General features: G+C 72.5%; 22 protein-coding genes, 2 tRNA genes and 1 pseudogene. 13 read left to right on the top strand and 12 right to left on the bottom strand.

Translation table 11 applies throughout. The features are described 5' to 3' along the window. Positions 1-239: 239 nt before the first annotated feature. Positions 240-1,466, top strand: a pseudogene (locus tag NR072_RS01750) (short-chain fatty acid transporter); the annotation flags it as partial. Between the two features lie 178 nt (positions 1,467-1,644). On the opposite strand, the gene NR072_RS01745 reads toward NR072_RS01750, so the two are convergent. Then, positions 1,645-2,286 carry a thymidine kinase gene (locus tag NR072_RS01745; RefSeq protein ID WP_256835933.1) on the bottom strand — a complete coding sequence of 214 codons (642 nt, stop codon included), beginning with the start codon at positions 2,284-2,286 and terminating at the stop codon, positions 1,645-1,647. An 8-nt stretch (positions 2,287-2,294) separates the two neighbouring features. Beyond that, on the bottom strand, positions 2,295-2,738 hold the full coding sequence (locus NR072_RS01740; RefSeq protein ID WP_095695231.1) for a DUF3151 domain-containing protein: 444 nt from the start codon (positions 2,736-2,738) through the stop codon (positions 2,295-2,297). 174 nt (positions 2,739-2,912) lie between these two features. Here NR072_RS01740 and NR072_RS01735 point away from each other — a divergent pair, with 174 nt between their 5' ends. Further along, positions 2,913-4,133 carry a hypothetical protein gene (locus NR072_RS01735; RefSeq protein WP_134416812.1) on the top strand — a complete coding sequence of 407 codons (1,221 nt, stop codon included), beginning with the start codon at positions 2,913-2,915 and terminating at the stop codon, positions 4,131-4,133. 66 nt (positions 4,134-4,199) lie between these two features. Here NR072_RS01735 and aceB read toward each other — a convergent pair whose 3' ends face one another. Next, the gene (gene aceB / locus NR072_RS01730) at positions 4,200-5,963 is read right to left on the bottom strand and encodes a malate synthase A (RefSeq protein ID WP_134416813.1); all 1,764 of its coding nucleotides are present in this window, start codon (positions 5,961-5,963) and stop codon (positions 4,200-4,202) included. Positions 5,964-5,996: 33 nt separating this feature from the next. Continuing rightward, on the bottom strand, positions 5,997-7,304 hold the full coding sequence (aceA, locus tag NR072_RS01725; protein ID WP_129043255.1) for an isocitrate lyase: 1,308 nt from the start codon (positions 7,302-7,304) through the stop codon (positions 5,997-5,999). Positions 7,305-7,572: 268 nt separating this feature from the next. Here aceA and NR072_RS01720 point away from each other — a divergent pair, with 268 nt between their 5' ends. Then, positions 7,573-9,039 carry a helix-turn-helix domain-containing protein gene (locus tag NR072_RS01720; protein ID WP_134416814.1) on the top strand — a complete coding sequence of 489 codons (1,467 nt, stop codon included), beginning with the start codon at positions 7,573-7,575 and terminating at the stop codon, positions 9,037-9,039. Between the two features lie 59 nt (positions 9,040-9,098). Here the strand turns inward: NR072_RS01720 and fbaA are convergent, their stop codons facing one another. Next, positions 9,099-10,121 (bottom strand): class II fructose-bisphosphate aldolase, encoded by a 1,023-nt coding sequence (gene fbaA / locus NR072_RS01715; protein ID WP_020626750.1) that lies wholly within the window; start codon positions 10,119-10,121, stop codon positions 9,099-9,101. Between the two features lie 196 nt (positions 10,122-10,317). On the opposite strand from fbaA, the gene NR072_RS01710 reads away from it, so the two are divergent. Both NR072_RS01710 and NR072_RS01705 read left to right on the top strand, forming a co-directional pair. Then, positions 10,318-11,673, top strand: a complete 1,356-nt coding sequence (locus NR072_RS01710) for a lipase family protein (protein WP_134416815.1) — start codon at positions 10,318-10,320, stop codon at positions 11,671-11,673. A 51-nt stretch (positions 11,674-11,724) separates the two neighbouring features. Further along, the gene (locus NR072_RS01705; RefSeq protein WP_020626752.1) at positions 11,725-12,621 is read left to right on the top strand and encodes an SMP-30/gluconolactonase/LRE family protein; all 897 of its coding nucleotides are present in this window, start codon (positions 11,725-11,727) and stop codon (positions 12,619-12,621) included. Between the two features lie 124 nt (positions 12,622-12,745). Here the strand turns inward: NR072_RS01705 and NR072_RS01700 are convergent, their stop codons facing one another. Beyond that, positions 12,746-13,387: an RNA methyltransferase gene (locus tag NR072_RS01700; RefSeq protein WP_225348933.1), complete on the bottom strand. Its 642-nt coding sequence runs from the start codon at positions 13,385-13,387 to the stop codon at positions 12,746-12,748. Then, entirely contained in the window at positions 13,384-13,752 is a 369-nt protein-coding gene (locus NR072_RS01695; RefSeq protein ID WP_141843960.1) for a hypothetical protein, read from the bottom strand. Before NR072_RS01695 ends, NR072_RS01700 begins: the two co-directional genes overlap by 4 nt. A 69-nt stretch (positions 13,753-13,821) precedes the next feature. Here NR072_RS01695 and NR072_RS01690 point away from each other — a divergent pair, with 69 nt between their 5' ends. Beyond that, positions 13,822-14,907 carry a magnesium and cobalt transport protein CorA gene (locus tag NR072_RS01690; RefSeq protein WP_134416824.1) on the top strand — a complete coding sequence of 362 codons (1,086 nt, stop codon included), beginning with the start codon at positions 13,822-13,824 and terminating at the stop codon, positions 14,905-14,907. Between the two features lie 28 nt (positions 14,908-14,935). Here NR072_RS01690 and pyrE read toward each other — a convergent pair whose 3' ends face one another. Further along, on the bottom strand, positions 14,936-15,532 hold the full coding sequence (gene pyrE, locus NR072_RS01685) for an orotate phosphoribosyltransferase (RefSeq protein ID WP_073116238.1): 597 nt from the start codon (positions 15,530-15,532) through the stop codon (positions 14,936-14,938). 58 nt (positions 15,533-15,590) lie between these two features. On the opposite strand from pyrE, the gene NR072_RS01680 reads away from it, so the two are divergent. From NR072_RS01680 to NR072_RS01655, 6 genes are all read left to right on the top strand, one after another. Further along, entirely contained in the window at positions 15,591-16,037 is a 447-nt protein-coding gene (locus tag NR072_RS01680) for a MarR family winged helix-turn-helix transcriptional regulator (RefSeq protein ID WP_134416816.1), read from the top strand. Positions 16,038-16,095: 58 nt separating this feature from the next. Then, positions 16,096-17,004 carry an ammonia-dependent NAD(+) synthetase gene (gene nadE, locus NR072_RS01675; RefSeq protein ID WP_134416817.1) on the top strand — a complete coding sequence of 303 codons (909 nt, stop codon included), beginning with the start codon at positions 16,096-16,098 and terminating at the stop codon, positions 17,002-17,004. Between the two features lie 44 nt (positions 17,005-17,048). Then, a complete protein-coding gene (locus tag NR072_RS01670; protein ID WP_041103610.1) occupies positions 17,049-17,876 on the top strand; it encodes an exodeoxyribonuclease III in 828 nt (275 codons plus the stop codon). Between the two features lie 18 nt (positions 17,877-17,894). Next, entirely contained in the window at positions 17,895-18,797 is a 903-nt protein-coding gene (locus tag NR072_RS01665; RefSeq protein ID WP_041103609.1) for a hypothetical protein, read from the top strand. A gap of 113 nt (positions 18,798-18,910) precedes the next feature. Next, positions 18,911-20,734, top strand: a complete 1,824-nt coding sequence (locus NR072_RS01660; RefSeq protein ID WP_134416818.1) for an alpha-amylase family glycosyl hydrolase — start codon at positions 18,911-18,913, stop codon at positions 20,732-20,734. A 206-nt stretch (positions 20,735-20,940) separates the two neighbouring features. Next, positions 20,941-22,407 (top strand): amino acid permease, encoded by a 1,467-nt coding sequence (locus NR072_RS01655; RefSeq protein WP_134416819.1) that lies wholly within the window; start codon positions 20,941-20,943, stop codon positions 22,405-22,407. 82 nt (positions 22,408-22,489) lie between these two features. Here the strand turns inward: NR072_RS01655 and NR072_RS01650 are convergent, their stop codons facing one another. After that, positions 22,490-24,349 (bottom strand): BCCT family transporter, encoded by a 1,860-nt coding sequence (locus NR072_RS01650; RefSeq protein ID WP_256835932.1) that lies wholly within the window; start codon positions 24,347-24,349, stop codon positions 22,490-22,492. 202 nt (positions 24,350-24,551) lie between these two features. Here NR072_RS01650 and NR072_RS01645 point away from each other — a divergent pair, with 202 nt between their 5' ends. Further along, the gene (locus NR072_RS01645; RefSeq protein ID WP_041103606.1) at positions 24,552-24,818 is read left to right on the top strand and encodes a hypothetical protein; all 267 of its coding nucleotides are present in this window, start codon (positions 24,552-24,554) and stop codon (positions 24,816-24,818) included. Positions 24,819-24,825: 7 nt separating this feature from the next. Here the strand turns inward: NR072_RS01645 and NR072_RS01640 are convergent, their stop codons facing one another. The 3 genes from NR072_RS01640 to NR072_RS01630 all read right to left on the bottom strand — a co-directional run bounded on the left by NR072_RS01640 (position 24,826) and on the right by NR072_RS01630 (position 25,754). Beyond that, positions 24,826-25,440 carry a cysteine hydrolase family protein gene (locus NR072_RS01640; protein WP_069941069.1) on the bottom strand — a complete coding sequence of 205 codons (615 nt, stop codon included), beginning with the start codon at positions 25,438-25,440 and terminating at the stop codon, positions 24,826-24,828. A gap of 92 nt (positions 25,441-25,532) precedes the next feature. After that, positions 25,533-25,608, bottom strand: a tRNA-Phe gene (locus tag NR072_RS01635). Positions 25,609-25,680: 72 nt separating this feature from the next. Next, positions 25,681-25,754: transfer RNA gene (locus NR072_RS01630), tRNA-Asp, on the bottom strand. Positions 25,755-25,800: the final 46 nt, after the last annotated feature.

Here is a 25,800-nt window from a genome sequence, read left to right as displayed (position 1 = left end):
GTCAGCGGGTCATTCCCTGGCCACCTATGGGCAGCTTTTCATGGCCGCTTACAGAAGGGTCGACCCTGCCGGCCCGTGCGGTCTGGAGCAGCGGGGCGATCAGCTCCGATCGGGCATCGGAGACGACGTGCAACCGGGACATGGCTCCCCGGATCTCAGCGGGTCCCTGGAGCCATTCTCAGACACGCCCTAGGCCATCTCCAGCGCCGAGGCCCGCCTCACAACAGAGGAGGTCCTCGCTGCTCACTCCGGCCGGGCCGGCCGACGTCGTCGTGGGCTGGGGTGACGGCCTGTCCGGACTGCTGGCGTTCATCACGCAGATGGCGCTCGTGCTCATGCTCGGCCACATCCTGGCGAACACCGGTCCGGTGCGCCGCCTGCTCGCCCGGCTCGCCAGCATTCCCCGCACGCCCCTGGCCGCCTACATCTTCGTGTTCGTGGTGGCGGCGGCCTCCCTCATCACGTGGGGCCTGGGCCTGGTGGTCGGTGCGCTGCTGGCCAAGGAGGTCGCGGCGCAGGCCCGTGAGCGCGGGCTGGTCCTGCACTTCCCGATGCTGGTGGCCGCCGGGTTCTCCGGGTTCGTGGTGTGGCACATGGGGTACTCGGGCTCCGGCCCGCTGACGGCCGCCACCCCCGGTTCGTTCCTCACGGAGAGCCTGGACGGCCGGACGGTCCCGGTCTCGGAGACCACCTTCTCCTGGTGGAACATCACCGCCGCCGTGGTGACCGTGCTCGTCGTGGCCCTGGCCCTGTTCCTCGTCGCCCCGCGCGCCGGGGACCGGATCGTGGAGCTGGAGATCGACGCGCGGGACCAGGACGCGGTGTCCGCACCGGAGATCGAGACGCCGGCGGACCGTCTCGACGCCTCCCGTGTCCCCACGCTCCTCGTCGGCGCCATGCTCGTGACCTATCTGGTGATGCACTTCGTCGGCGGCGGCACCCTCACCCTGGACATCGTCAACTGGTCCTTCCTCGCGCTGATCCTGCTGCTGGTGCGCAGCCCGCACGAGCTGATCGGCCTCACCCAGGGGGCCGCGTCCAACGTGGGCGAGATCCTGCTGCAGTTCCCCCTCTACGCGGGCATCCTCGGCATGATGACGACCACCGGCCTGGTGGCGGTGCTCTCGGACGCCTTCGTGGCGATCTCGAACCCGGTGACGTTCGGCCTGCTGGCGTTCCTGGCCGCGGGCCTCGTGAACTTCTTCGTCCCCTCCGGCGGCGGACAGTTCGCCGTGCAGGGCCCGATCATGCTCCAGGCCGGCGACGCGCTCGGCGTGGACCCGGCCATCACCATCATGGCCGTCTCCTACGGCGACCAGTGGACCAACATGATCCAGCCGTTCTGGGCGATCCCCCTTCTGGCGATCGCCGGCCTGAAGATGCGCGACATCCTGGGGTACACCACGGTCGTGCTGCTCGCGTCGGGGCTCGTCTTCGGCGGCACACTCCTGCTCGTCTCGCTCTGAGCCGGCCGGCCGATGCGGGCCGGGTCCGGACAGACGAAGGACCCCGGGATCACCGGGGCCCTTCGCCTGTCATCACTCGCACCTTCATCACTCGCACCTCGATGAAGTGGTTCCACCGTACGAACCGAGCATGGGCGCAGCCGTCACGCAGCCTGGCAGTTGCCTGGCAATGGCCGCCTCAGCCCAGTGCACCGCCGGACTCGGCCAGGTAGCACGTGCCGCACAGAGACTCGTAGGTCACCTGAACACCGTCGATCGCCACCTGGTCCCCCTCGAACACGAAGTGCTCGGCGCCCGTGGTCGGGTCCACGACCTTGCGCGTGTTGAACACCGCCTTCCGGCCGCACCGGCAGATGGTCTTCAGCTCATCGAGGGAGTGCGCCAGCTCCAGCAGCCGCGCGGAGCCCGGGAAGGAGCGGGTGCGGAAGTCGGTGCGCAGCCCGTAGGCGATCACGGGGACGCCGTCGAGCACGGCGATGCGCAGCAGGTCGTCCACCTGCGCCGGCTCGAGGAACTGTGCCTCGTCCACGAGCAGACACGCCACGGGCGGAGCCTCCACGTGCCCCACGAGGGCGTCCGGGTCGTCACCGGTGGCGTGCCGGCGGAACAGCTCCCGCACGTCCGCTCCCGCCGGGACGAGGAAGTCCACGGCGCGGGTCACACCGAGGCGGGACACGACGTCGCCCTCCCCCTTCACGTCGACCTCCGGCTTGGCCAGCAGCACCCGCTGGCCGCGCTCCTCGTAGTTGAAGGCGGCCTGCAGCAGGCCCGTGGACTTGCCGGAGTTCATGGCCCCGTAGCGGAAGTAGAGCTTGGCCACGGCTCCGCTCAGCCCTGGGCGCGGCCCTGGTCGGCCTCGATCTGCTCCGCGGCCGTGGGGTCCGAGTCCCGCAGGAAGGTGCGGATGCGCTCGACCTCCTCGGACTCCCCGATCCCGGCGGCCGCGCGGCCCAGCGCGTACAGGGCGCGCAGGAAGCCGCGGTTGGGCTCATGGGCGTACGGCACCGGGCCGGCGCCGCGCCACCCCGCCCGGCGCAGCGCGTCCAGGCCCCGGTGGTAGCCGACGCGGGCGTACGCATAGGAGTCCACGGTCCGACCCTCGGCCCACGCGTCCTCCGCCATGAGCGCCCACACCAGGGAGGACTCGGGCGCCACCGGCACGATGTCCTCGGGCAGGTCACCTGCCTCGAGCCGGGCCAGCACCTCCGGCTCCTCCGGCAGGCGCGTGGCCGGCGGCTCCATCAGGTTCTTGCCGATCAGGGACTCGGACATGGGATGCCTCTTCTCCTCGCGGACGATGCGGTCGCGGCCGAGTCTATCGACGGCGCCGGACGCCGGACGGATCGCCGTCCCCGCGTCCAGGACGGTCCGGTACCGTAGGCGCAGCGTCCGTCCGCCGCCCCACGCTCCCGGGGCCGGGCCGCCGATGCCGTCGAAGGAGCCTCCATGACCCACCCCGCGCCCGCCCGCCGCCGTGCCCCGCTGGCCGTCGGCGTCGCCGCCCTCGCCCTCGCCCTGGCCGGCTGCGGCTCGGCCGGCCAGTCCGGTGAGCCCGCCTCGTCGACCGCCGCGGCGCCCAGCGGATCGGCGGCCTCGGCCGCGGCCGGCTCGGCCACGGAGAGCCCCACCGACCCCGCGTCCGCCGCGGCGTCCCGCGTCCGTGAGGCCCTCGCGTCGGAGTCCGCCGAGGGCACCCCGCGCGCCGAGCCGCGTCAGGCGTTCGAGACCGTCGGCCCGGGCATCAAGGACGGCGCCGCCACCGAGGCCTGGAAGAACACGGCCGCGGTCCGCAACGACACCGTCTCCGTGATGGACTGCACGCGCGACGTCCTGGACCAGCGCACCCTGGACGCCGTCGCCACGCACATCCCGGACAGCTCGAACATCGAGATCGTGCAGCTGTTCGCCTCGCAGGACGAGACCCACGAGTTCCTCACCTGCGTCTACAACGGCTACTTCGAGTACAGCCCCGGCATGCCCCTGGCGCAGGTCCACTACCAGCACAACCTCGACGGCTCCCGCCTGGAGTGGTGCCAGGAGGAGCCCGCCGCCGTGGCGGACGAGTACACGTTCGACCCGAAGACCGGCAAGGGGCTGCTCGCCCTGCTGCGCCCCGGCATGGTCGGCGGCCAGGACGGCGCCCCCCTGCTGCCCCAGCGCACCGCGTGGGCCTGCTCCGAGGACGGCAGCGAGATGGTCTCCGTGACCATGGGCTCCATGGAGGGCTTCGGCGACGCCAACGGCGGCCTCACCCAGGTGAAGAACTCGCCGGTCGCGCAGAGCACCACCCTCGTCACCGAGACCCGCGACCACCTCGCGGACACCGTGCTGAAGGACGCCGGGGACTTCCAGGAGGTCATCAAGCTCAGCTCGCCGTTCTTCCTGAACGCGCAGATGGACGAGGAGACCCTGGCCCAGGCCCGGGAGATCCCCACCGGCCGCGTGCCCGACGAGCTGCTGAACAACCAGTCCACGATCGACCGCCCCGAGGGCGCCCCCGGCCCCGTGGCCCCCGGCCAGCCGCCGCGGCCGTTCCAGGGCGCCGCGCGGGAGGCCGCCGAATCCCAGCGGGCCGCGGAGGCGTCCGCCTCGGCGTCGGCCAGCCCGTCACCGACGAAGTCGGCCTCGGCCTCGGCCTCGCCGTCCCCCTCCACGTCCGGGGAGTGACGTCCCGGCACGACGACGGCCGGTCACCTCGTGAGGTGACCGGCCGTCGTCGTGGGGCCCGGCGGATCAGGCCTTCGCCGCGGCGTCGTCCTGACTGGCGAAGTGCCGGCGGTACGCGCCCAGGGTGAGGAACGCCGGGTACTCCGGCGGCAGGGCCGACTCGCAGAACACGCGCACCGCGTCCTCGAACCGGTGGCCCTCGGGCAGCGGGCCGGCGAGGATCCGAGCGTGCTCCTCGCGGATCAGCTGCTCCATCCAGCCGCGGTTGGCGGTCCGCACGCCGCCCTCGGTCAGCTGCACACCGGTGCCGTTGTGGGCCCACTGCCAGATCTGGGACCGGGAGATCTCCGCCGTGGCGGCGTCCTCCATGAGTCCGTGGATCGCGGCGGCGCCGTTCCCCCGCAGCCAGGACTCGATGTAGCGGATCCCGACCTCGATGTTCATCCGCACGCCGGCCTCGGTCACCGAGCCCGTGGTCGCGGCGACGTCGAGCAGGGCGGCCTCGTCCGGCTCCACGTCCTCGCGACGGCGGGTGCGGATCTGGTTCGGGGCCTCGCCGAGCACGGCGTCGAACTCCTCCCGGGCGACCGGCACGAGGTCCGGGTGCGCCACCCACGAGCCGTCGAAGCCGTCGCCGGCCTCGCGGGCCTTGTCCGCGCGCACCTTCTCCAGCGCGGCGGCGTTGGCCTCCTCGTTCCGGCGGTCCGGGATCACGGCGGACATGCCGCCGATCGCCGAGGCGCCGCGCCGGTGGCAGGCCCGGACCAGCTGCTCCGTGTAGGCCCGCATCATCGGCTGGGTCATGGTCACCTCCGAGCGGTCCGGGAGGACGAACTCGGCCCCGCGGTCCCGGAAGTTCTTGATGATGGAGAAGATGTAGTCCCAGCGGCCGGCGTTGAGGCCCGCGGCGTGGTTGCGCAGCTGGTACAGGATCTCCTCCATCTGGAACGCCGCGGTGATCGTCTCGATCAGCACGGTGGCCCGGATGGTGCCCTGGGGGATGCCCAGCTCGTCCTGCGCCGCCACGAACACGCAGTTCCACAGCCGCGCCTCGAGATGGGACTCGAGCTTGGGCAGGTAGAAGTACGGGCCGTGGCCGCGGCGGATCAGCTCGTGGGCGTTGTGGAAGAAGTACAGGCCGAAGTCCACGAGGGCGCCGGCCATCGGCTCGCCGTCCACACGGATGTGGTCCTCGATGAGGTGCCAGCCGCGCGGGCGGACGATGATGGTCGGCCGGTCCGTGAGCTCGCGCTCGCGCAGCCGGTACTCCTTGCCCTCGGGGGAGGTGAAGTCGATCTGGTCGCGGATCGCGTCGAACAGGTTGACCTGCCCGTCCAGCATCCGGTCCCAGGACGGCGTCGAGGAGTCCTCGAAGTCGGCGAGCCAGCCCGAGGCGCCCGAGTTGAGGGCGTTGATCGTCATCTTCCGATCCACGGGGCCGGTGATCTCCACGCGGCGGTCCTGCAGGCCGGGGGCCAGCGGCGCCACACGCCAGGAGTCGTCCTCGCGGACCCGGCGGGTGGACCGCAGGTAGTGCGGGTTCCATCCGTCGGTGATGCGGCGCTGGGTGTACTCCCGCTCCTCGAGCAGCCGCCGGCGGCGGTCCTCGGCCAGCCGGTGCAGGCGGCCGAGGAACGCCAGCGCCTCGTCCGTGAGGATCTCGGCCTGCCGCCCGTCGACCGGCCCGTGGACGGTCACCACGGGGGCGGCGCCCTCGGGGATGACGACGGGGATGGCCTGGGTGCTCACGTCATGCGGCAGGGGCGTGTGCTCCCGAACGTCGTCGGCATGGATCTCGTGCAGGGTGGGGGTCGTGGTCTGCGGGCTCATGGGACTGCCTCCTCGCGGTCTCGGCTGAGCGGATCAGTGGAACTGGCCGGACTCCGTGGAGCCCGCCAGGGCCACCGTGGAGCTGTCCGGGTTGATGGCGGTGGACACGGCGTCGAAGTAGCCGGTGCCGACCTCGCGCTGGTGCTTGGTCGCGGTGTAGCCGCGGGCCTCGTCGGCGAACTCGCGCTCCTGCAGCTCGACGTACGCGGACATCTGGCGCTCGTTGTATCCCTTGGCCAGGTCGAACATCGAGTGGTTCAGGGCGTGGAAGCCGGCCAGCGTGATGAACTGGAAGGTGTAGCCCATGGCGCCCAGCTCGCGCTGGAACTTGGCGATGGTGTCGTCGTCGAGGTTCTTCTTCCAGTTGAACGACGGCGAGCAGTTGTAGGCCAGCATCTGGTCCGGGAACTCGGCCTTGACGGCCTCGGCGAACTTCCGGGCCAGCTCGAGGTCCGGGGTGCCGGTCTCCATCCAGATCAGATCCGAGTGGGGGGCGTAGGCCTTGGCGCGGGCGATGCAGGGCTCGACGCCGTTGCGGACCTTGTAGAAGCCCTCCGCGGTGCGCTCACCGGTGATGAACTCGGCGTCGCGCTCGTCCACGTCCGAGGTGATCAGGGTGGCCGCCTCGGCATCAGTGCGGGCGATGATCACGCTGGGCACGTCGGCGACGTCGGCGGCCAGGCGGGCGGCGTTGAGCGTGCGGATGTGCTGGCCGGTGGGGATGAGCACCTTGCCGCCGAGGTGGCCGCACTTCTTCTCGGAGGCCAGCTGGTCCTCCCAGTGCACACCGGAGGCGCCGGCGGTGATCATCGACTTCATGAGCTCGTAGGCGTTGAGCGGGCCGCCGAAGCCGGCCTCGGCGTCGGCCACGATCGGCACGAGCCAGTCCTCGACGCTGCTGACGCCCTCGGCGTGCTCGATCTGGTCCGCGCGCAGCAGGGCGTTGTTGATGCGGCGCACCACCTGCGGCACGGAGTTGGCCGGGTACAGGGACTGGTCCGGGTACGTGTGGCCGGAGAGGTTGGCGTCCGCGGCGACCTGCCAGCCGGAGAGGTAGATGGCGCGCAGCCCGGCCTTGACCTGCTGGACGGCCTGGTTGCCGGTGAGGGCGCCGAGGGCGTTGGTGAACTCACCGCGGGCGTTCTCGTCCTTCAGCTGGGTCCACAGCTTCTCGGCGCCGCGGCGGGCCAGCGTGTGCTCCTCCTGGATGCGGCCGCGGAGACGGACGACGTCCTCGGCGGTGAAGCTGCGCTCGACGCCGGCCCAGCGGGGGTTGTTGTCCCAGTCGTGCTGGAGCTGTTCGGCGGAGGCGGGAGTGGAGTGGTGGGGCTGGGTGGTCATGACGTCCTCCTGAGGATCGGTCCGGTTCGTGAAGGGTTCGGTGCGACGTGTCCGTCGCTGCCGTTGACATCCACCTTGGCCCCGGGCAAGGCCCTCTGGAGCACAAAATCGGTGGAAACTCCGGCTGTTCCTGCCACTGGGTCAGAACGTGACGGTCCTTGCGCCCCCATGTGGCCTGGATCACGGCAACGGCCCCCCGCTTGTCAAGAATGTGACTTTCTTTCCGAAACACGTGATCTCCTCCCCGGTTCCGTCTACAGTTCCGCGCATGATGACCCGCCCGCTTCCCGAGGACAGCGCGACCGTGGACGCCGTCGCGCTGGGCCGCCGCGTTCGGCACCTGCGCAAGCAGGCCGGCCTCACCCTGGACCAGCTCGCGGAGCGCACGGGAGTGAGCGGCTCGCACCTGTCCCTCGTGGAGAACGCCCGCCGCGAGCCGCGGCTCTCGCTGGTCCAGCGGATCGCCGAGGTTTTGGGCGTGCCGGTCGAGGACCTGCTCACCGGCCGGGCCCCCACCCGGCGGGCCGAACTGGAGATCGAGGTCGAACGGTTCGCGCGCTCGGAGCACTACGCCTCCCTCGGCCTGCCGCCGCTGCGCATCGGGCCCCGCACCCCCACCGAGGTCCTCGAGGTGATCGCGGGGTTGGAGGCCGAGCTGCGCCGTCGCCTGGAGGAGCAGGCCGCCACCCCCGAGGAGGCGCGCCGCGCCAACGCCCAGCTGCGCGCCCAGATGCGCGCGGTGGACAACCACTACCCCGACCTCGAGGCCGAGGCGCATCGGCTGCTCGACGCGATCGGCCACACGGGCGGGCCGCTGGGCCTGCACGCGGTCTCGGAGCTGGCCGAGCACCTCGGCTTCACCCTGCGCTTCGTCCCGGACCTGCCGCACTCCACGCGCTCCGTCACGGACCTCAAGCACGGGCGCATCCACATCAGCGGCTCCCGCTCCTCAGACCATGACCGCCGCACCGTGGTGCTCCAGGCCCTCGCCGCCGCCGTCCTGGGCCACGGCGAGCCGCGGGACTACGAGGACTTCCTCGCCCAGCGTGTGGCGGTGAACTACCTGGCGGGCGCGCTGCTCATGCCGCAGCGGGCGGCGTCGTCGCTGCTGCGGGCCGCCCAGAAGCGCCGGGACCTGTCCGTGGACGACCTGAAGGACGCGTTCGGCGTCTCCTACGAGGCCGCCGCGCACCGGTTCACCAACCTGGCCACCGTGGACCTGGGCATCCGCTGCCACTTCCAGAAGGTCCACGAGACCGGGGTGATCCACAAGGCCTACGAGAATGACGGGATCGTGTTCCCCGCCGACCACACCGGTGCGATCGAGGGCCAGCAGGCGTGCCGGAAGTGGGGCGCACGGCAGGCGTTCTCCCGCAACGACCGGTTCCGCGCCCACGCCCAGTACACGGACTCGCCCAACGGGACGTTCTGGTGCACCTCGATGATCGAGAACGGCCCCGACGGACTGTTCGCCCTCTCCGTGGGCACCCCGTTCGAGCATGCCCGGTACTTCCGCGGCGCGGACACCCGCCACCGGGTCACCTCCACGTGCCCGGATCCGCGCTGCTGCCGCCGCCCCGACCCCGAGCTCGAGGCCGCGTGGGGCGGGCACGTGTGGCCCGCGGCCCGCATGCACGCGCATCTGCTGGCGGCCATGCCCACGCAGACCTTCCCCGGTGTGGACGAGCGCGAGGTCTTCGAGTTCCTCCAGGCCCAGGAGGAGCGGGAGGGCTGAGGACGACGCCGGCCCGCACCCTCACGCGAGGGTGCGGGCCGGCGCGGCGGACGGCGGGGTCAGCCGATGCTCTTGCCGGCCGAGTTCAGCTCGGTGCAGGCCTGGACCACGCGGGCGGCCATGGCCTCCTCGGCCTTGGCGCCCCACACGCGGGGGTCGTACTGCTTCTTGTCGCCGACCTCGCCGTCGACCTTCAGGACGCCGTCGTAGTTCTCGAACATGTGCCCGGCCACCGGGCGGGTGAACGCGTACTGGGTGTCCGTGTCCACGTTCATCTTCACGACGCCGTACTCCACCGAGTCGGCGATCTCCTGGGCGGCGGAGCCGGAGCCGCCGTGGAACACGAGGTCGAACGGGCGCTCCTTGCCGAACTTCTCGCCCACGGCCTGCTGGATCTCCTGCAGGATCTCCGGGCGCAGCTTCACGTTGCCCGGCTTGTAGACGCCGTGCACGTTGCCGAAGGTCAGCGCGGTGAGGTAGCGACCGTGCTCGCCGAGGCCGAGGGCCTCCACCGTGGCGATGCCGTCCTGGACGGTGGTGTAGAGCTTCTCGTTGATCTCGTGGGCCACGCCGTCCTCCTCGCCGCCCACGACGCCGATCTCCACCTCGAGGATCTGCTTGTTGGCGTGGGTGCGCGCGAGCAGCTCGCGGCCGATCCGCAGGTTCTCCTCGAGGGTCTCGGCGGAGCCGTCCCACATGTGGGAGTTGAAGATCGGGTCGCGCCCGGCCTTCACCTCGGCCTCCGAGGCGTCCAGCAGGGGCAGGACGAAGCCCTCGAGCTTGTCCTGGGGGCAGTGGTCCGTGTGCAGGGCGATGTTCACGGAGTACTTCTTGGCGACCTCGCGCGCGAACGCGGCGAAGGCCAGCGAGCCGGCGACCATGTCCTTCACGGAGGAGCCGGAGAAGTAGGCGGCGCCGCCGGTGGAGACCTGGACGATGCCGTCCGAGCCGGCCTCGGCGAAGCCGCGGATGGCGGCGTTCAGGGTCTGGGAGCTGGTGACGTTGATCGCCGGGAAGGCGAAGGCGCCGTTCTTGGCGGCGTCGATCATCTCGGCGTACTTCTCCGGGGATGCGATGGGCATGCTGCAGCTCCTAGGCGTCGTCGACTCGGGCAGGCGGGGGAGCGCGGCGAGCGCGACACCCTCGGGCACATCCTATCCGCGCGGCCGGACCCGCCCCAGGGTCCCGGACCCGACGGCGACGCCGGCCTGGGCACGACCCCGCCGTTTGCCTAGGGTGAGCGGCGTCACATTCGCATCCGAGAGACCGGAGACCGCCATGGCCCCCGCCCACCGCCCCTCCCGCCCCCTCGCCCTGGCCGCCGCCCTGGCTGTCGTCGCCGGGTTCGGCGCGCCACACGCGGCCCTGGCCCAGGAGTCCGCCCCGGCCCCGGACGCACCGGAGGTGAGCTCCGCCGTCGCGGACCTCTCGCAGCCGGCCACGACGGCCGAGGACGCCCGCTGGAACGCGGCCCGGGACACCCTGGCGGCGGCCTCGGCCGACGACCCCTTCTACCTGCCGCCCGCCACCGTGCCCGCGACCCCCGGCGCCCTGATCCGCACCGAGCCCACCGCCTTCTACCTGGACCCGGTGCGGCTGGTGCAGGTGCCGGCGCACGCCACGCGCATCATGTACGCCTCGCAGGATGCCCAGGGCCGACCCATCGCCGTGACCGGCACCGTGCTGACCCCCACCGCGCCCTGGACGGGCAGCGGCGAGCGTCCCGTGATCAGCTACGCGGTGGGGACCCAGGGGGCGGCGGACCGCTGCGCCCCCTCGCGGACCCTCTCGACCGGCGAACAGTACGAAGGCGTGGGGATCACCTCCCTGCTGAGTCGCGGCCACGCCGTGGTGGTCACCGACTACGAGGGCCTGGGCACCCCGGGCACGCACACCTACATGGTCCGGGAGGCCCAGGCGCACGCCGTCCTCGACGCGGTGCGCGCGGCCGCCCAGGTGTCGGGGTCGGGCGTCACCGCGACCGCGCCGGTCGCGCTCGCGGGCTACTCGCAGGGCGGCGGGGCGGCCGCGGCCGCCGCCGAGCTCGCGTCCGACTACGCCCCGGAGCTGGACCTCAAGGGCGCCTACGTGGGCGCCCCGCCGGCCGACCTCGTGCAGGTCGCGGACCGGATCGACGGCGGCCTGTACGCGGCCTTCCTGCTCTACGCGATGGCCGGGCAGCTCGCCGCGTACGACGTGGACCCGGCCACGCACCTCAACGAGACCGGCCTGACGGCCCTCGCCGGCGCGGCCGAGACCTGCATGGTGGGCAGCCTCGCCTACGCGCACCTCGACTCCGCCACACTGACCCACACGGGGCAGGACTTCCCTGAGCTCGTCCGCTCCGATGCCGAGCTGGCCGGGATCCTCGCCGAGCAGCGGATCGGCGCACCGGGCCGCCGTCCGGACGTGCCGGTGATGATCGCGCACTCCGTCACGGACGACGTCATCCCGTACCGCACCGGCCGCGACCTGGGCCGCCGCTGGTGCGCGGAGGGCGCGCGGGTGCGTTTCGACCCGCTCCTCACCCCGACCCACGTGGGCGGCCACGTGGCCTCGCTGCCGCGGATGGGGGCGTTCCTGGACGCGACCCTCGCCGACCGCTGGACCGCCGACTCGTGCGGGTGGTTCTGAGCCTCGGCTAGCGTCGGGGCCAGGACCGTCCCGCCCACCGAAGGAGCAGTCATGCGCGCCGAGCAGGTCACCGATCCCATCGCCTACCACGGCGAGGGCCCCGTCTGGGCCGCCTCGTGGGGCAGCGCCGCCGAGGGCGTGACCGCCGGCGGCGGCCTGCGCTGGGTGGACATGCTCGCCGGGGACGTCCTGTCCCTGCGCACCGACGGGACGGTGGACCGCACGCACGTCGGCGACGTGGCCGCCGCGCTGCGCCCGCGTGCGGGGGGTGGCGCCGTCGTCGCGGTGGAGCGGGGCTTCGCCCTGATCTCGCCCGAGGGCGAGCTGACGACGCTGCCCGAGCTGTGGGGCGCGGACGCCGGGATCCGGATGAACGAGGGCGGCTGCGACCCGGACGGCCGGTTCCACTGCGGCACCATGGCGTACGCCAAGACCCCCGGCGCGGCGAACCTCTACCGGCTCGCCCCCGGGCCCGACGGCGGCGCCGGCGAGGTGGACGTCGTGCTGACCGGCGCGACGACGTCCAACGGCCTGGAGTGGAGCCCCGACGGCACGCGGGCCTACTACAACGACACCCCCACACGGCAGGTGGCCGTGTTCGACTACTCCCGCGAGGAGGGCCTGACGAACCGCCGCGTGCTCGTGGACGTGCTCGACGGGGAGGGCAAGCCGGACGGACTCACCGTGGACGCCGAGGGCGGGATCTGGGTGGCCGTGATCAGCCACGGGCAGATCCACCGGTACACGCCCGAGGGGACGCTCGACGAGGTGGTCGAGGTGCCCGTGCAGAAGACGACGGCGTGCACCTTCGGCGGCGACGACCTCGGCACCCTCTACATCACCACCTCCTGGGAGAACCTGGAGCGCGGCGAGGACCCGCTGGCCGGGGCCCTGTTCGCCGTCCGCCCGGGGGTGACGGGTCTGCCGGCCCGGCCCTTCGCGGGCTGAGGCCGTCACGCCGCACGTCGTCGGCGCGGTCCTGCGCGGTCCTGCGCCGTTCTGCGCGGCGAGCCAGACGAATCTGCGGTCCAGAGGCTCCTTTCAGCGCGGAATCGTCTGGCTCGCGCCGGACTCAGGGGACGGCCGCGTGCTGCCGGATCCACGCGTGCATCGCGATGCCGGCGGCCACGCCCGCGTTGATCGAGCGGGTGGAGCCGTACTGCGCGATGGACAGCACCGCGCTCGACGCCGCGCGCACCTCCGCCGAGAGTCCCGGCCCCTCCTGCCCGAAGACGAGCACGCAGGCACGCGGGAAGTCGAAGGTCTCCACCGGCACCGACTCGGGGAACAGGTCCACGCCGAGCACGGGCAGCCCCTCCCCCGCCGCCCACCCGGTGAACGCCGCCACCGTCTCGTGGTGGCGCACGTGCAGGTACCGGTCGGTGACCATGGCGCCGCGCCGGTTCCAGCGGCGCCGCCCGATGATGTGCACCCCGGCGGCGTTGAACGCGTTGGCGGTGCGCACGACGGTGCCGATGTTCAGGTCGTGCTGCCAGTTCTCGATGGCCACGTGGAACGGGTGCCGCCGCGCGTCGAGGTCCGCGACGATCGCCTCGAGGCTCCAGTAGCGGTAGCGGTCGAGCACGTTGCGGCGGTCGCCAAGCGCGAGCAGCTCCGGGTCGTAGCGGGGGTCCTCCGGCCACGGGCCGGTCCACGGGCCGACGCCGACCTCGCGGGGCGCGGCGCCGTCCTCGGCCGGCGCGGGCTCGCTCAGCGGCCGGCCTCGGACCGGTCGACGGCGGCCCAGGCGGCCCCGGCGGACACCGCGGCCACGGAGAGCACCGCCGGCCACGCGCCGATCTTCTTGGCCAGCGGGTGGGAGGCGCCGAAGCCGCCGAGGTACAGGGCGGCCAGGCCCCCGGTGACGGCCGGCCCCCGCGTGGCCAGCCACGTCCGGCCGGCGTACAGGCCGGCGGCGGCCAGCACGACGCCGCCGAGCGGGCGGATGCCGGTCTCACGGGCCGTCAGGTAGCCGCCGATCAGACCGAACGCGGCGACCGGGGCCGTGGAGACGGCGTGGGCGGGGAGCAGGGTCTTGCCGTCACGGACGACGGGCGGGGCATGGCGCGGAGTCTTCATGGCGCCACCGTAGCGCGCGCATCCTGGAATCCGCCGGGGGCCACCGTCGGGGAGAATGTCCGGGTGAGCATGATCGACAACGCCGTGTACGTGGACGGGCGGCGCGTCCACGCCCCCTCCACCCTCGAGGACACCTGGGAGGAGTGCGAGCGCACCGGCGGCATGGCCTGGCTGGGCCTGTACCGCCCGGACGTGGCCGAGCTCCAAGCGGTCGCGGAGGAGCTGCGCCTGCACCCGCTCGCCGTCGAGGACGCCCTCGCCGGAGGCGAGCGCGCCAAGCTGGACCGCTACGGCGAGGACTCGTTCATGGTCCTGCACCCGGCCCGCTACATCGACCGCACCGAGACCGTGGAGTTCGGCGAGCTGAGCGTCTTCACCGGTGAGCACTACGTGGTGACGGTGCGTCACGCGGAGGAGCCGGACCTGGCCGCCGTGCGTCGGTCCCTGGAGACGGAGGGCCGCGAGCGCCTCGCGATGGGGCCGTGGCAGGTCACCCTGGAGATCCTGGACCGGGTCGTGGACGACTACTTCCCGGTGGCCGACGGCCTCGAACAGGACATCGCGGAGATCGAGGACCAGGTCTTCGCCGGCGACGGGCACGTCTCCCGGCGCATCTACGAGCTCTCCCGCGAGGTGCTGAACTTCCAGCACGCCATCCGCGCGCTGCCGTTCATCGTGGAGCAGCTCCAGGAGGAGGTGCGCACCCGCCTGCACGAGGACACCCGCCGCCTCGACGCCGACGGCCTGCCCCGGCGCGACGACGCCCACGCCTGGGAGGACGAGGAGCTCAGCGATCAGGCGCGCCTCGAGGTGGAGAACCTGCGCCGCCTGCGCGACGTCCACGACCACGCCGTCCAGATCAACGAGCGCGTGATGACCATGCGCCAGATGCTCAACAGCGCCCTCGAGCTGGACTCGACGCTGGCCTCGAAGCGGCTGGCCGAGCAGTCGATCGCCCAGAACGAGCAGGTCAAGCAGATCTCGTCCTGGGCGGCGATCATCTTCGCGCCGCAGCTGGTGGGCTCGGTGTACGGCATGAACTTCGACGGCATGCCCGAGCTGCACTGGGCGTTCGGCTATCCGTTCGCCCTGGGACTCATGCTGGCGGTGGCCCTCACGCTGTTCGTGCTGTTCAAGCGCGCGGACTGGCTCTAGGCGGGCGGCGCGCGGGGCCGTCCGAGGCTCAGTCGAGGCCGAGCTCGTCCTTGCCGAACGCGTACAGGTACGGCACCCCCGCTTCCTCGGCCACGCGTTCGGCGGCGCCGGTCGCACGGTCCACGATCACGGCCACGGCCTGGACGTCGCCGCCGGCGTTGCGCACGCCCTCGACGGCGGTGAGCGCGGAGCCGCCCGTCGTCGAGGTGTCCTCCAGCACGACGACGCGGCGGCCGTCCACGCCCGGGCCCTCCACCTGCCGGCCCATGCCGTACGACTTCTGCGCCTTGCGCACCACGAACGCGTCGAGCGCGCGGCCCGCGGCGCCGGCCTGGTGCATCATCGCGGTGGCCACGGGGTCGGCGCCCATGGTGAGACCGCCCACGGCGTCGAACCCGATCCCGTTCTCCTCGAGCAGGCGCAGCATCACGCGGCCGATCAGCGGGGCGGCCTCGTGGTGCAGGGTGACGCGACGCAGGTCCACGTAGTAGTCCGCCTCCTTGCCGGAGGACAGGGTCACGCGGCCGTGCACCACGGCCAGCTCCTGGATGAGCTGCTTGAGCCGCTCGCGGTCCTGCTCGGGCGTGGGGACGGTGGGGGTCTGCGCGTCGGTCATGCCGCCCATGCTAGTGCGGGCCCGACCGCCCCTGCCGCTTCCGTCCCGGCCTGGCTAGGCTCGGGTCATGAGCGAGATCCCGCACGACGACGCCGCCGTCCAGCACCCCTCCGGCCTGCCCCTGGCGCACTGGCTCACCCTCACCGAGGGCCTGATCGCGGCGCGCGTGGCCGAGAGCCTCGAGGAGCACGGCCTCACCCGCGCCCAGTGGCAGCTGCTGAACACCCTCACGGTGGCCCCGCAGTCCCGCGCCGAGCTCGAGGCCGGCTTCGAGGAGGAGCAGCGCGGCGCGGTGCCCGGTCAGATCGAGGAGCTGGTCGAGTCCCACTGGGTGACGGTCGAGGGCGACCTCTACACCCTCACCGCCACGGGCCGCACTGCGGGCGCCCGCGTGGGCGAGGCGGTCGAGGCCCTGCGTGCCGAAGCGACGGCGGACGTCCCGCGGGACCAGATCGACGACGCCGTCCGCGTCCTGCGCCGCATCGCCCGCAACCTGGGGCACCCGGACGCGTGAGCCGTCGTCGCCGACCGACCCTGTCCCCGTGCGCGGGGCCGGTCCTACGCTGACCGGCATGCGTGAACTCCAGCAGCGGATCATCGCCCAGCAGGGCGTCCTCCCCGAGATCGACCCGGCGGCCGAAGTCGAACGGCGCGTGGCCTTCCTCGCCGACTACCTCGCGGCCACGGGCGCGTCCGGCTTCGTCCTGGGCATCTCCGGCGGCGTGGACTCCACGGTGGGTGGCCGGCTGGCCCAGCTCGCCGTCGAGCGTCGCCGCGCCCAGCTCGGCGTCACGGACGCCGTCGCCCTGGGCGGCCCCGGCACCGCCCCGCCGGGTGAGGCGGGGGTGGGCGCCGACGTCGTGCCCTCCCGCGAGAACCCCCGGTTCACCGCCGTGCGCCTGCCCTACAAGGTGCAGCACGACGAGGCGGATGCCCGGGCGGCCATGGACTTCGTGGGTGCGGATCAGGACGTCACCCTGAACATCGCGGAGGCCGTGCAGGGTCTGGCCGCCGCCTTCGCTGAGGCCGTGGGGGAGCCGATCTCGGACTACAACCAGGGCAACGTGAAGGCCCGCATCCGCATGACGGCCCAGTACGCGGTGGCCGGCGCCCACGGGCAGCTGGTGATCGGCACGGACCACGCGGCCGAGGCCGTCACCGGGTTCTACACGAAGTTCGGCGACGGCGGCGCGGACGTCCTGCCGCTGGCCGGCCTGAACAAGCGGCAGGTGCGGGCGCTGGGCCGCGAACTCGGAGCCCCCGAGCCCCTGTGGAACAAGGTGCCCACCGCGGACCTGCTGGACGGCACGCCGGGCCAGACGGACGAGGCCGAACTCGGGATGACGTACGAGGACATCGACGACTACCTCGAGGGCAAGGACGTCCCGACCGAGGTCGCGGAGAAGCTCGAGGGCATCTGGCTCCGCAGCCGCCACAAGCGCACCACGCCGGTGACGATCCACGACGACTGGTGGCGCTGAGGCGCCGATCCCACGGTGTCCGCGCCCTTCGATAGCCTGGCCGGGTGAAGATCGCCACCTGGAACGTCAACTCCCTCCGTGCCCGCGCCGACCGCGTCGAGGCCTTCCTCGAGCGCCATGACATCGACGTCCTGGCCATCCAGGAGACCAAGTGCCGGGACGAGAACTTCCCGTGGGAGCTCTTCGAGCGCGCCGGCTACGAGGTGGTCCACAACGGCACCTCGCAGTGGAACGGCGTGGCCATCGCCTCCCGCGTCGGCCTGAGCGACGTGCAGCGCGGCTTCCCCGGCCAGCCGCACTTCGGCAAGGGCGGCGTGGACCCGCAGGAGGAGTCCCGCGCCATCGGGGCGACCGTGGGCGCCGAGGCGGCCGACGGCGTCGCCCCGGTCCGCCTGTGGAGCCTCTACGTGCCCAACGGGCGCGGCCTGGAGAACGAGCACATGGGCTACAAGCTCGAGTGGCTGCGCGTGCTCCAGGAGCACGCGGCCGAGCGCCTCGCCGAGGACCCGGACACCCGGCTCGCCCTGGCCGGCGACTGGAACATCGCTCCGCAGGACGAGGACGTGTGGGACATCGAGCTGTTCCAGCGCGAGGGCTACACGCACGTCTCCCCGGCCGAGCGCGCGGCGTTCCACGCGTTCGAGGACGCCGGGCTGGTGGACGTGGTGCGCCCGCGCCACCCCGGCCCCGGCGTGTACACGTACTGGGACTACACGGGCCTGGCCTTCCCCAAGAAGAAGGGCATGCGCATCGACTTCCAGCTGTGCTCCCCCGCCCTCGCACGGACGGTCACGGACGCCTGGATCGACCGCGAGGAGCGCAAGGGCAAGGGCGCCTCGGACCACGCGCCCGTGGTCGTCGAGCTGGGCTGAACCACGGACGAGCCCGCGATGACCCACGACGACGGCGGCCCGCCCCCGGGTGTCGCGCGCGGCACCGCGCACCTGCGCGTCTTCCAGCCGCTGGCCGCGTTCCCGGACGCGGTCCAGGCGCGGCTGATCGCCGGCGGCCACCGCACCCGTGCCGAGGTCGAGGCCGAGGCGGCCGAACGGGCCCGGCGTCGCCTGGCCCGGCCCGTGGCCGACCCGTTCCCGGAACCCGGTGAGGACGACCTGGTGCGGGTCCTCCAGGACGAGCACCGCTCCGCCTTCTACTGCCCGGACGAGCGGGGCCTGCGCGCCGAGATGGCCGCGGCCATGCTCGAGGAGACGATGCTGCCGCGGCTGCACGAGGCCGCCATCCCGCCGGCGGCGCGCGCCATGAACCGCGGCCGCGCGCTCGTGGCGCTCGAGGACGAGTGGGGCCTCTCCCCCGACCCGGACGCGGCGGGCCAGGACCCGCAGGACGAGGGCGGCGCGCCGGAGCACCACCGCGTGCAGACGCGCACGGCCACGTGGGGTGTGCCGCACGGCTGGCTCACGGTGTTCGACCCCGAGGAGCCGGTGAAGCGCCTCGTGGACGGCGAGCGCACGGCGTACCGGCGCGCCCCGATCGTGGCCGCCCGGGAGCGGGCCGGGCACGCGGCGGCGGTGCTCGCGCGGCACGCCCCGGATGCGGAGCTGATCGGCGAGCTCACGGTGATGGTGGAGTGGCTCGGCGCGTTCCACCCCGACTCGTGGATCGAGCTGGACTACGGCGGCCTCACGCGGCACGTGTGGCCGGACGACTCCGTCTTCGACCTGTGGACGCTCATCGACGCCCTCGAGGAGGGTGACGAGGCGACCGCCGGCGTCGCGCAGGAACGGCTGAACCGTCGCTGGGCCACCGTCGGGATGCTGGCCCGGCTGACCTGAGCCGGCCCGGCGCACCGGGGTGGGGCCGCCCCGAGGCGGCCGAGACGCACACCACGCCGCCGACGCCGCTCACGCGGGGCGCGCGCTCCCGCGTCGGGCCTAGGGTGGATCCCATGACCACGCAGCGCCTGAGCACCCCGCCCTCGGAAGCCCGGAACCGGCCCGTCACACCGTGGTGGGTGGACGCCGTGATCTACCAGGTGTACCCGCGCTCCTTCGCGGACGCGGACGGGGACGGCATGGGCGACCTGCGCGGCGTCACCTCGCGCCTCGACTACCTGGCCCAGCTCGGCGTGGACGCGATCTGGCTCTCGCCCTTCTACCTCTCCCCGCAGCACGACGCCGGCTACGACGTCGCGGACTACCGCGCCGTGGACCCGCGGTTCGGCACGCTCGCGGACGCGGACGAGATGATCGCCGCCGCGCACGAGGCCGGCATCCGCGTGGTCGTGGACCTCGTGCCGAACCACACCTCGTCCGAGCACGCGTGGTTCCAGGCCGCCCTGGCCGCCGCCCCCGGCTCCCCCGAGCGCGCCCGCTACCACTTCGCCGAGGGCCGCGGCGAGCACGGCGAGCTGCCCCCCAACAACTGGGAGTCCACGTTCGGCGGCGGGGCCTGGACCCGTGTGACCGAGGCGGACGGCACCCCGGGCCAGTGGTACCTGCACCTGTTCGACACCACGCAGCCGGACCTGAACTGGGAGAACGAGGAGGTGCGCGAGGAGTTCCGCTCCATCCTGCGGTTCTGGCTGGACCGCGGCGTGGACGGCTTCCGGGTGGACGTGGCCCACGGGCTCATCAAGCAGCCCGGCTACCCGGACGCCGAGCACTCCCGCATGGGCATGGTCACGGACGCGGGCGAGGACGCCGACCCCACGTTCGACCCGGACACCTTCGAGCCGCTCACCCCGTTCATGGACCAGGACCGCGTCCACGAAGTCTACCGGGACTGGCGGCGGGTCCTGGACTCCTACGACCACGAGCCGATGATGGTGGCCGAGGCGTGGGTGGCCCCGCTCTCGCGGATGTTCCGGTACGTCCGCCCCGGCGAGATGCACCAGACCTTCAACTTCACCTACCTCATGGCCGGCTGGGACGCCGCCTCGCTGACCCACGCGATCGACCGGTCCTTCGAGCAGGCCGGCCGGGTCGGCGCCCCGAACACCTGGGTGCTCTCGAACCACGACACGGTGCGCCACGCCTCCCGCTACGGCCTCGCCGACCCGAGCTCCTACCCCGCCGGCATCACGGCCGAGGACGAGCAGCCAGACGAGGCGGTCGGTCGCCGTCGGGCCCGCGCCGCCGCGATGGTGGAGCTGGGCCTGCCCGGCTCCGCGTACATCTACCAGGGCGACGAGCTGGGCCTGCCCGAGCACACCACCCTCGCCGCCGAGCATCGCCAGGACCCGTACTTCTTCCGCACGGACGGCAAGGAGCCCGGCCGCGACGGCTGCCGCATCCCTCTGCCGTGGGCCGCGGACGAGACGTCCTACGGCTTCTCGACCCCCGCGGACGACGACGGCCCCGCGTCCGCCGCCGAGGGCGTCGCCGCGCCGTGGCTGCCCCAGCCCGCGTCCTTCCGGGCGCTGGCGGCGGACCGGCAGGTCGGCGTCGAGGGCTCCGTGTTCGAGCTGTACCGGCGTCTGCTGCAGATCCGCGGCGAGCTCGACCTGGGCACGGGCACGTTCGCGTGGTCCGAGCACCACGACCCCGCACGCGGGGTGCTGGCGTTCACGGTCACCTCGGGCGGTGGCCGGCACCTGGGCTCGGGCGAGCCGATCCCGGCGCGCACCGTGCTCGTGATGGCGAACCTGTCGACCGATCCCGTCGACCTGCCCGCGGGCCATTCCCGGGCCCTGTTCTCCCTCGAGGAGGCAGAGGCCGTGCAGGACGGGCAGCTCGCGCACGACGCCGCCGCGTGGCTGCTCATGGACTGAGCCGGGCACGCCCCGGGACCCGCCGGGGCGCCACAGATCTTCCGCGAGGAATCAGCGGTGGCCGAGGCCACATCATCCGGCACGGTCGGATGAACTCGACGTAACGTCCACGATGACTCGCATCACACCGGACAAAGTGGCATGAACGCTGTGTCACGAGTCACCATGGCGTGTCCTGATCCACCCCCTTCGAGCGGAGACTTCACGTGAGCACCTCCCCCTCCGGCTCCCGCGTCGCCGAGCCCGACGCGGCCACCACGGACCGCGGGCAGCTGCACCGCGGCCTGAGCCAGCGGCACATCATGTTCATCGCCCTGGGCACGGCGGTGGGCACCGGCCTCTTCTACGGCTCGGCCGGCGGCATCCAGGCCGCCGGGCCGGGCGTGATCCTGTCCTTCCTCGTCGCCGGCGCCGCCGTGTTCCTCGTGATGCGCGCCCTCGGCGAGATGACGCTCCGTGAGCCCGTCTCCGGCTCCTTCGCCGCCTATGCCTCCCGTTATCTCGGCCCCTTCGCCGGCTACGTGACCGGCTGGACCTTCGTCTTCGAGCTGGCCGTCGTGATCATCGCGGACACCGCCGCCATCACCACGTACATGGCGTTCTGGTTCCCGGGGGTCCCGGCCTGGGCCTGGGTCGCCGCCACGATCCTCGTGGTCGGCCTGATCAACTTCACGCACGTCGGGAACTTCGGCGAGGCCGAGTTCTGGCTGACGCTCGTGAAGGTCGGGGCCATCGTGGCGATGATCTTCGGCGGTGTGATCCTGCTCTTCACCGGCGCCTCCACCGCGGACGGCACCCAAGCCAGCCTGGCGAACCTCGTGGACCACGGCGGATTCCTGCCGCACGGCATCCTGGGCGTGCTGACCGCGCTCACCATCGTGACGTTCTCCTTCGGCGGCATCGAGACCCTCGGCGTGGCCGCGGGCGAGGCCAAGAACCCGGAGAAGGTGCTGCCCAAGGCCATCAACACGGTGCCGATCCGCATCCTGTTGTTCTACGTGCTGACGATGGCGGTCATCATGGCCCTCGTCCCCTGGAACCAGGTGGACGGCAAGGCCAGCCCGTTCGTGCAGATCTTCGAGGGCCTCGGCGTCCCCTTCGCCCCGCACCTGCTGAACTTCGTGGTGCTCACGGCCGCCGTCTCCGCGATCAACGCCTGCATCTACGCGTCCGGTCGCCTGCTCTACGCGATGGCCCATGACGGCCAGGCGCCCCGGGCCTTCACCCACACCAACCGCGGCGGCGTGCCGTGGCTGTCCGTGGCCGTGACGCTGGGCGTGATGGTGCTCGGCGCGGTGCTGATCACCGTGGACCCGAACGCCTTCAGCCTGGTGGCCGGCGTCGCCTCGTTCGCCGTGGTGCTGACCTGGGCCATGATCTTCCTGTCCCACCGCGCCATGCGCAGGCGCGTCGCGGAGCAGGGCGCGGAGCCGTCCCCCTTCCCCATGCCGCTGGGCAACGTCGGCACCTACCTGGGCCTGGCGTTTGTGGCCACCGTGGTGATCACCATGGCTACCATCCCGGATTCGCGCCGCGCGCTCATCATCGGTCTCGTGTGGGTCGCGGTCCTGACCCTCGCCTGGTTCGTCACGGGCACCCGCACGTCGGCCGCGGCCCACAGCCGCACCGGCACCCTGCCGGTGGTCCGCACCCGCCAGTCCCACGAGGACTGACCCCCACGACGACGACGGCCCCTGTCCCGCGCGGGACAGGGGCCGTTCTCGTCGGGGCCGGGAGGGCGCCCGGGGGCGGACGTCAGTGCTCGTGGCGGCGCAGCCGGGTGCGGCGGGGCCCCTCCGAGGCCGGGACGCCGGCGGCCGCATCGGCGATCCGCTGCTGGTGGTCGCGGCTGAGCGAGGCCCACCACTGCGACGCCGCCACGGGGCCGGCGTCGATCACCTCGTCGTCGTCGGACTCGAGGCCCAGGCGGTCCTTGATGGAGGCCAGCATGGCCTGGCGGCGCACCGCCTCCACCCGCGCCACGGAGTAGCCGAGCGAGCGGAACGTGGCCAGGCAGATCAGCAGCATCATCACGGAGAACGGCAGGCCGATGGTGATGGCCAGGACCTGGATCGCGGACAGGCCGCCGGCGGCCAGCAGGGCCGCGGCCATGAGCGAGGTGGCGATGGCGAAGAAGATCTTCACCGTGGCCTTCGGGTTCACGTCGCCGCCCGTGGCGAGCATGCCCATCACGAGCGAGCCCGAGTCGGCGGAGGTGATGAAGAAGATGCCCGAGAGGATAATGGCGCCGACCACGAGCATCGTGCCCGCGGGCAGCTGCTCGAGCACCTGGAAGAGCGCGGTGTTCGAGTCGATGGCGCCGTCCGCGCCCACCACGGAGGTGTACCCGGCCGGGCGGGTGGTCTCGAGGAAGATCGCGGTGCCGCCCAGGATGCCGAACCAGACCACGCCCACCATGGTGGGCACCAGCAGCACGCCGGCGATGAACTCGCGCACGGTGCGACCGCGCGAGATGCGGGCGATGAAGATGCCGACGAACGGCGTCCAGGACATCCACCAGCCCCAGTAGTACGCGCTCCAGCCGGCCTGCCACGCGTCGCCCTCGGCGCCGTAGAACGCGGAGACGTTGAGCGAGTTCGCGAAGAAGTACTGCATGTAGGAGCCGAGGGACTGCACCATCTCCTTGAACAGGAACGCGGTGGGTCCCACGATCGCGATGAACAGCAGCAGGCCGGCGGCCAGGATCAGGTTGGTGTTGGACAGCCACTTCATGCCGCGCTCCACGCCGGAGACCACGGTGTAGAGCACCACGCAGGTGACCGCGCCGATCATGGCGTACTCGAGCCAGGGGCTGTCCTCGGGCACGATGCCCAGCGCGCGCAGGCCCGCGGACATCTGGGTGACCCCGAGGCCCAGCGAGGTGGCCACGCCGAAGACGGTGCCGATGAGGGCGATGTTGTCGATCAGGTGGCCCCAGCCGCCGCGCACGCGGCGCTCGCCGATCAGCGGCTCGAAGGCCCAGCGCAGCGCGAGGGGACGGCCGCGCCGGTGGATGGCCAGCGCGACCGCCACGCCCACCACCGCGTAGATCGCCCAGGGCTGCAGGCCCCAGTGCAGGAACGTGGTGGCCAGCGCCGACTGGGCGGCCTCCGCCTGGGTGGGGTTGGCGGCCGCCACGTCGGGCCGCGGATCGGTGAAGTGCATGAGCGGCTCGGTCATGCCGAAGAACACGAGGCCGATGCCCATGCCCGCCGCGAAGAGCAGGGAGAACCAGGACAGCGTGGAGAACTCGGGCTTCTCATCGGGCTTGCCCAGCGTGATCCCGCCCTTGCGGGAGAACGCGAGGTAGCCGCAGAACAGCACGAAGAACAGAGCGACGAGCGCGTACCACCACGAGAAGTTCGTGATGATGGCCTGCTGGACCAGGCCGATGCCCACGGTCATCTGGTCGGGGGCGAGCAGCGTGGCCCCCACGAAGGAGAGCACGATGACCGCGGAGGGCCAGAACACCCACGGCAGCAGGACGCGGTCGCGGGCGGCCGCGGCGGAGGTGGCAGGGGCGACGGCGCCGTCGGCCGTGGGGGCGGAGGAAGGGCGGGTGTCGGCCCGCTCAGGATCCAGTGGATTCTTCAAGGGCGGTGTCGGATCGCTCATCCTCCCGACCCTACGTGGTCCCGCGCGCCGGCCCCCCGCCTGAGACGCGGCCGAGTGGACGGTCTCACCCGGCCGGGTGACCGCGCCCACGGCCCCGGCGCGGGCGCCCCCTGGTGAGGCGTGGGCGGCCTCACTAGGGTGTGGGGCACCACGACGACGGCGGCGCCGGACGGGCCCGCCCGTGAGAGGAAGGACCCGCACCATGACCGACGTCCCCTTCGAGGACCGCGAGGACGAACGAGAGCTCGAGACGGACCTGCTCGCCGATCCCAACGCCGCCGGCGACCCCGAGCCGGAGGACGGCCGCGACGGCCAGCCCGTGCGCGGCGGCTCGGACGACCCGCAGCACCGGGCCGGGGAGGGACGTGCCCCGGACTCCCTGCGCAATGCGGAGTCCGCCGCCATGCACATCGAGGAGGACGCCCAGGACCGCACGCGTGCGGACGAGGGCGACGTCGAGATCCTGTGAACGCCCCTCAGCCCCGGTCGGGGACGAGGCCGGTGCGCAGGAGGGTGAGTGCCTCGTCCTGCCCGAGGAGCGGCTGACGCATCTCGTCGCGGAGGAAGTCGAGCATCGCCGCGGCCAGCGCCGGCTCCTCGGAGGCGATCGCGTCCGTCGCGATCGCGGCGTGGAAGTCGAGGGCGAACGCGGCCGTGGCGGTCTCGGCGATGCAGCTGTGGGTGGAGACGCCGCACAGCAGGAGCCGATCCACCCCGCGGCCCCGCAGCTCGGCCGCCAGTCCTGTGCCGTGGAAGGCGGAGTCCCGGGTCTTCACGACCTCGACGGCGTCCGGGGCGGCCGCCGCGACCCCGTCGAGCAGAGCGGCCTGCCGGGTGCCCGGGAAGGCGAAGCCCTCGTCGTCGGCCAGCATGTTCAACGTCCACGTGGAGCGGTCCCGCGCGTGCTCGGTCCGCACCAGGAAGACGGGACGGCCGGCCTCGTGCGCGGCCCGGAGCAGTTCCACGACCGCCGCCGTCAGCTCGGACTGATGGGCGGCCAGCGCGGGATGCTCGAAGTAGCTGTGCTGGACGTCGATCACCACGAGCGCGGTCTCGCCGCCGGTCGCGCGGGCGGAGGGGGAATCGGGCATCGACCCAGTGTGCCCACCGCGTCGCCGCCTGTCAGCGGCCCGTCGCCCCGGACGACGAAGGCCCCCCGCGTCTGCGGGGGGCCTTCTCGAAGTGGTGGCTCCGACCGGCGTCGATCCGGTGACCTTACGATTTTCAGTCGTACGCTCTACCAACTGAGCTACAGAGCCCGGCGACCTTCGTCACCAGGACCATGCGTCACCGGACTCCGTTTCCGAATGCCGGTGATCGGACGATCCGAGCGACCCTGACGGGACTTGAACCCGCGACCTCCGCCGTGACAGGGCGGCGCGCTAACCAACTGCGCTACAGGGCCATGTTCTGTTGTTCTCGCCGCTTTCGCAACGAGTGGAAACTCTAGC

This window comes from Micrococcus sp. Mcc89, assembly GCF_024519795.1.
Taxonomy (GTDB): Bacteria; Actinomycetota; Actinomycetes; order Actinomycetales; family Micrococcaceae; genus Micrococcus; species Micrococcus luteus.
This window is presented reverse-complemented; position numbering and strand designations above follow the sequence as displayed.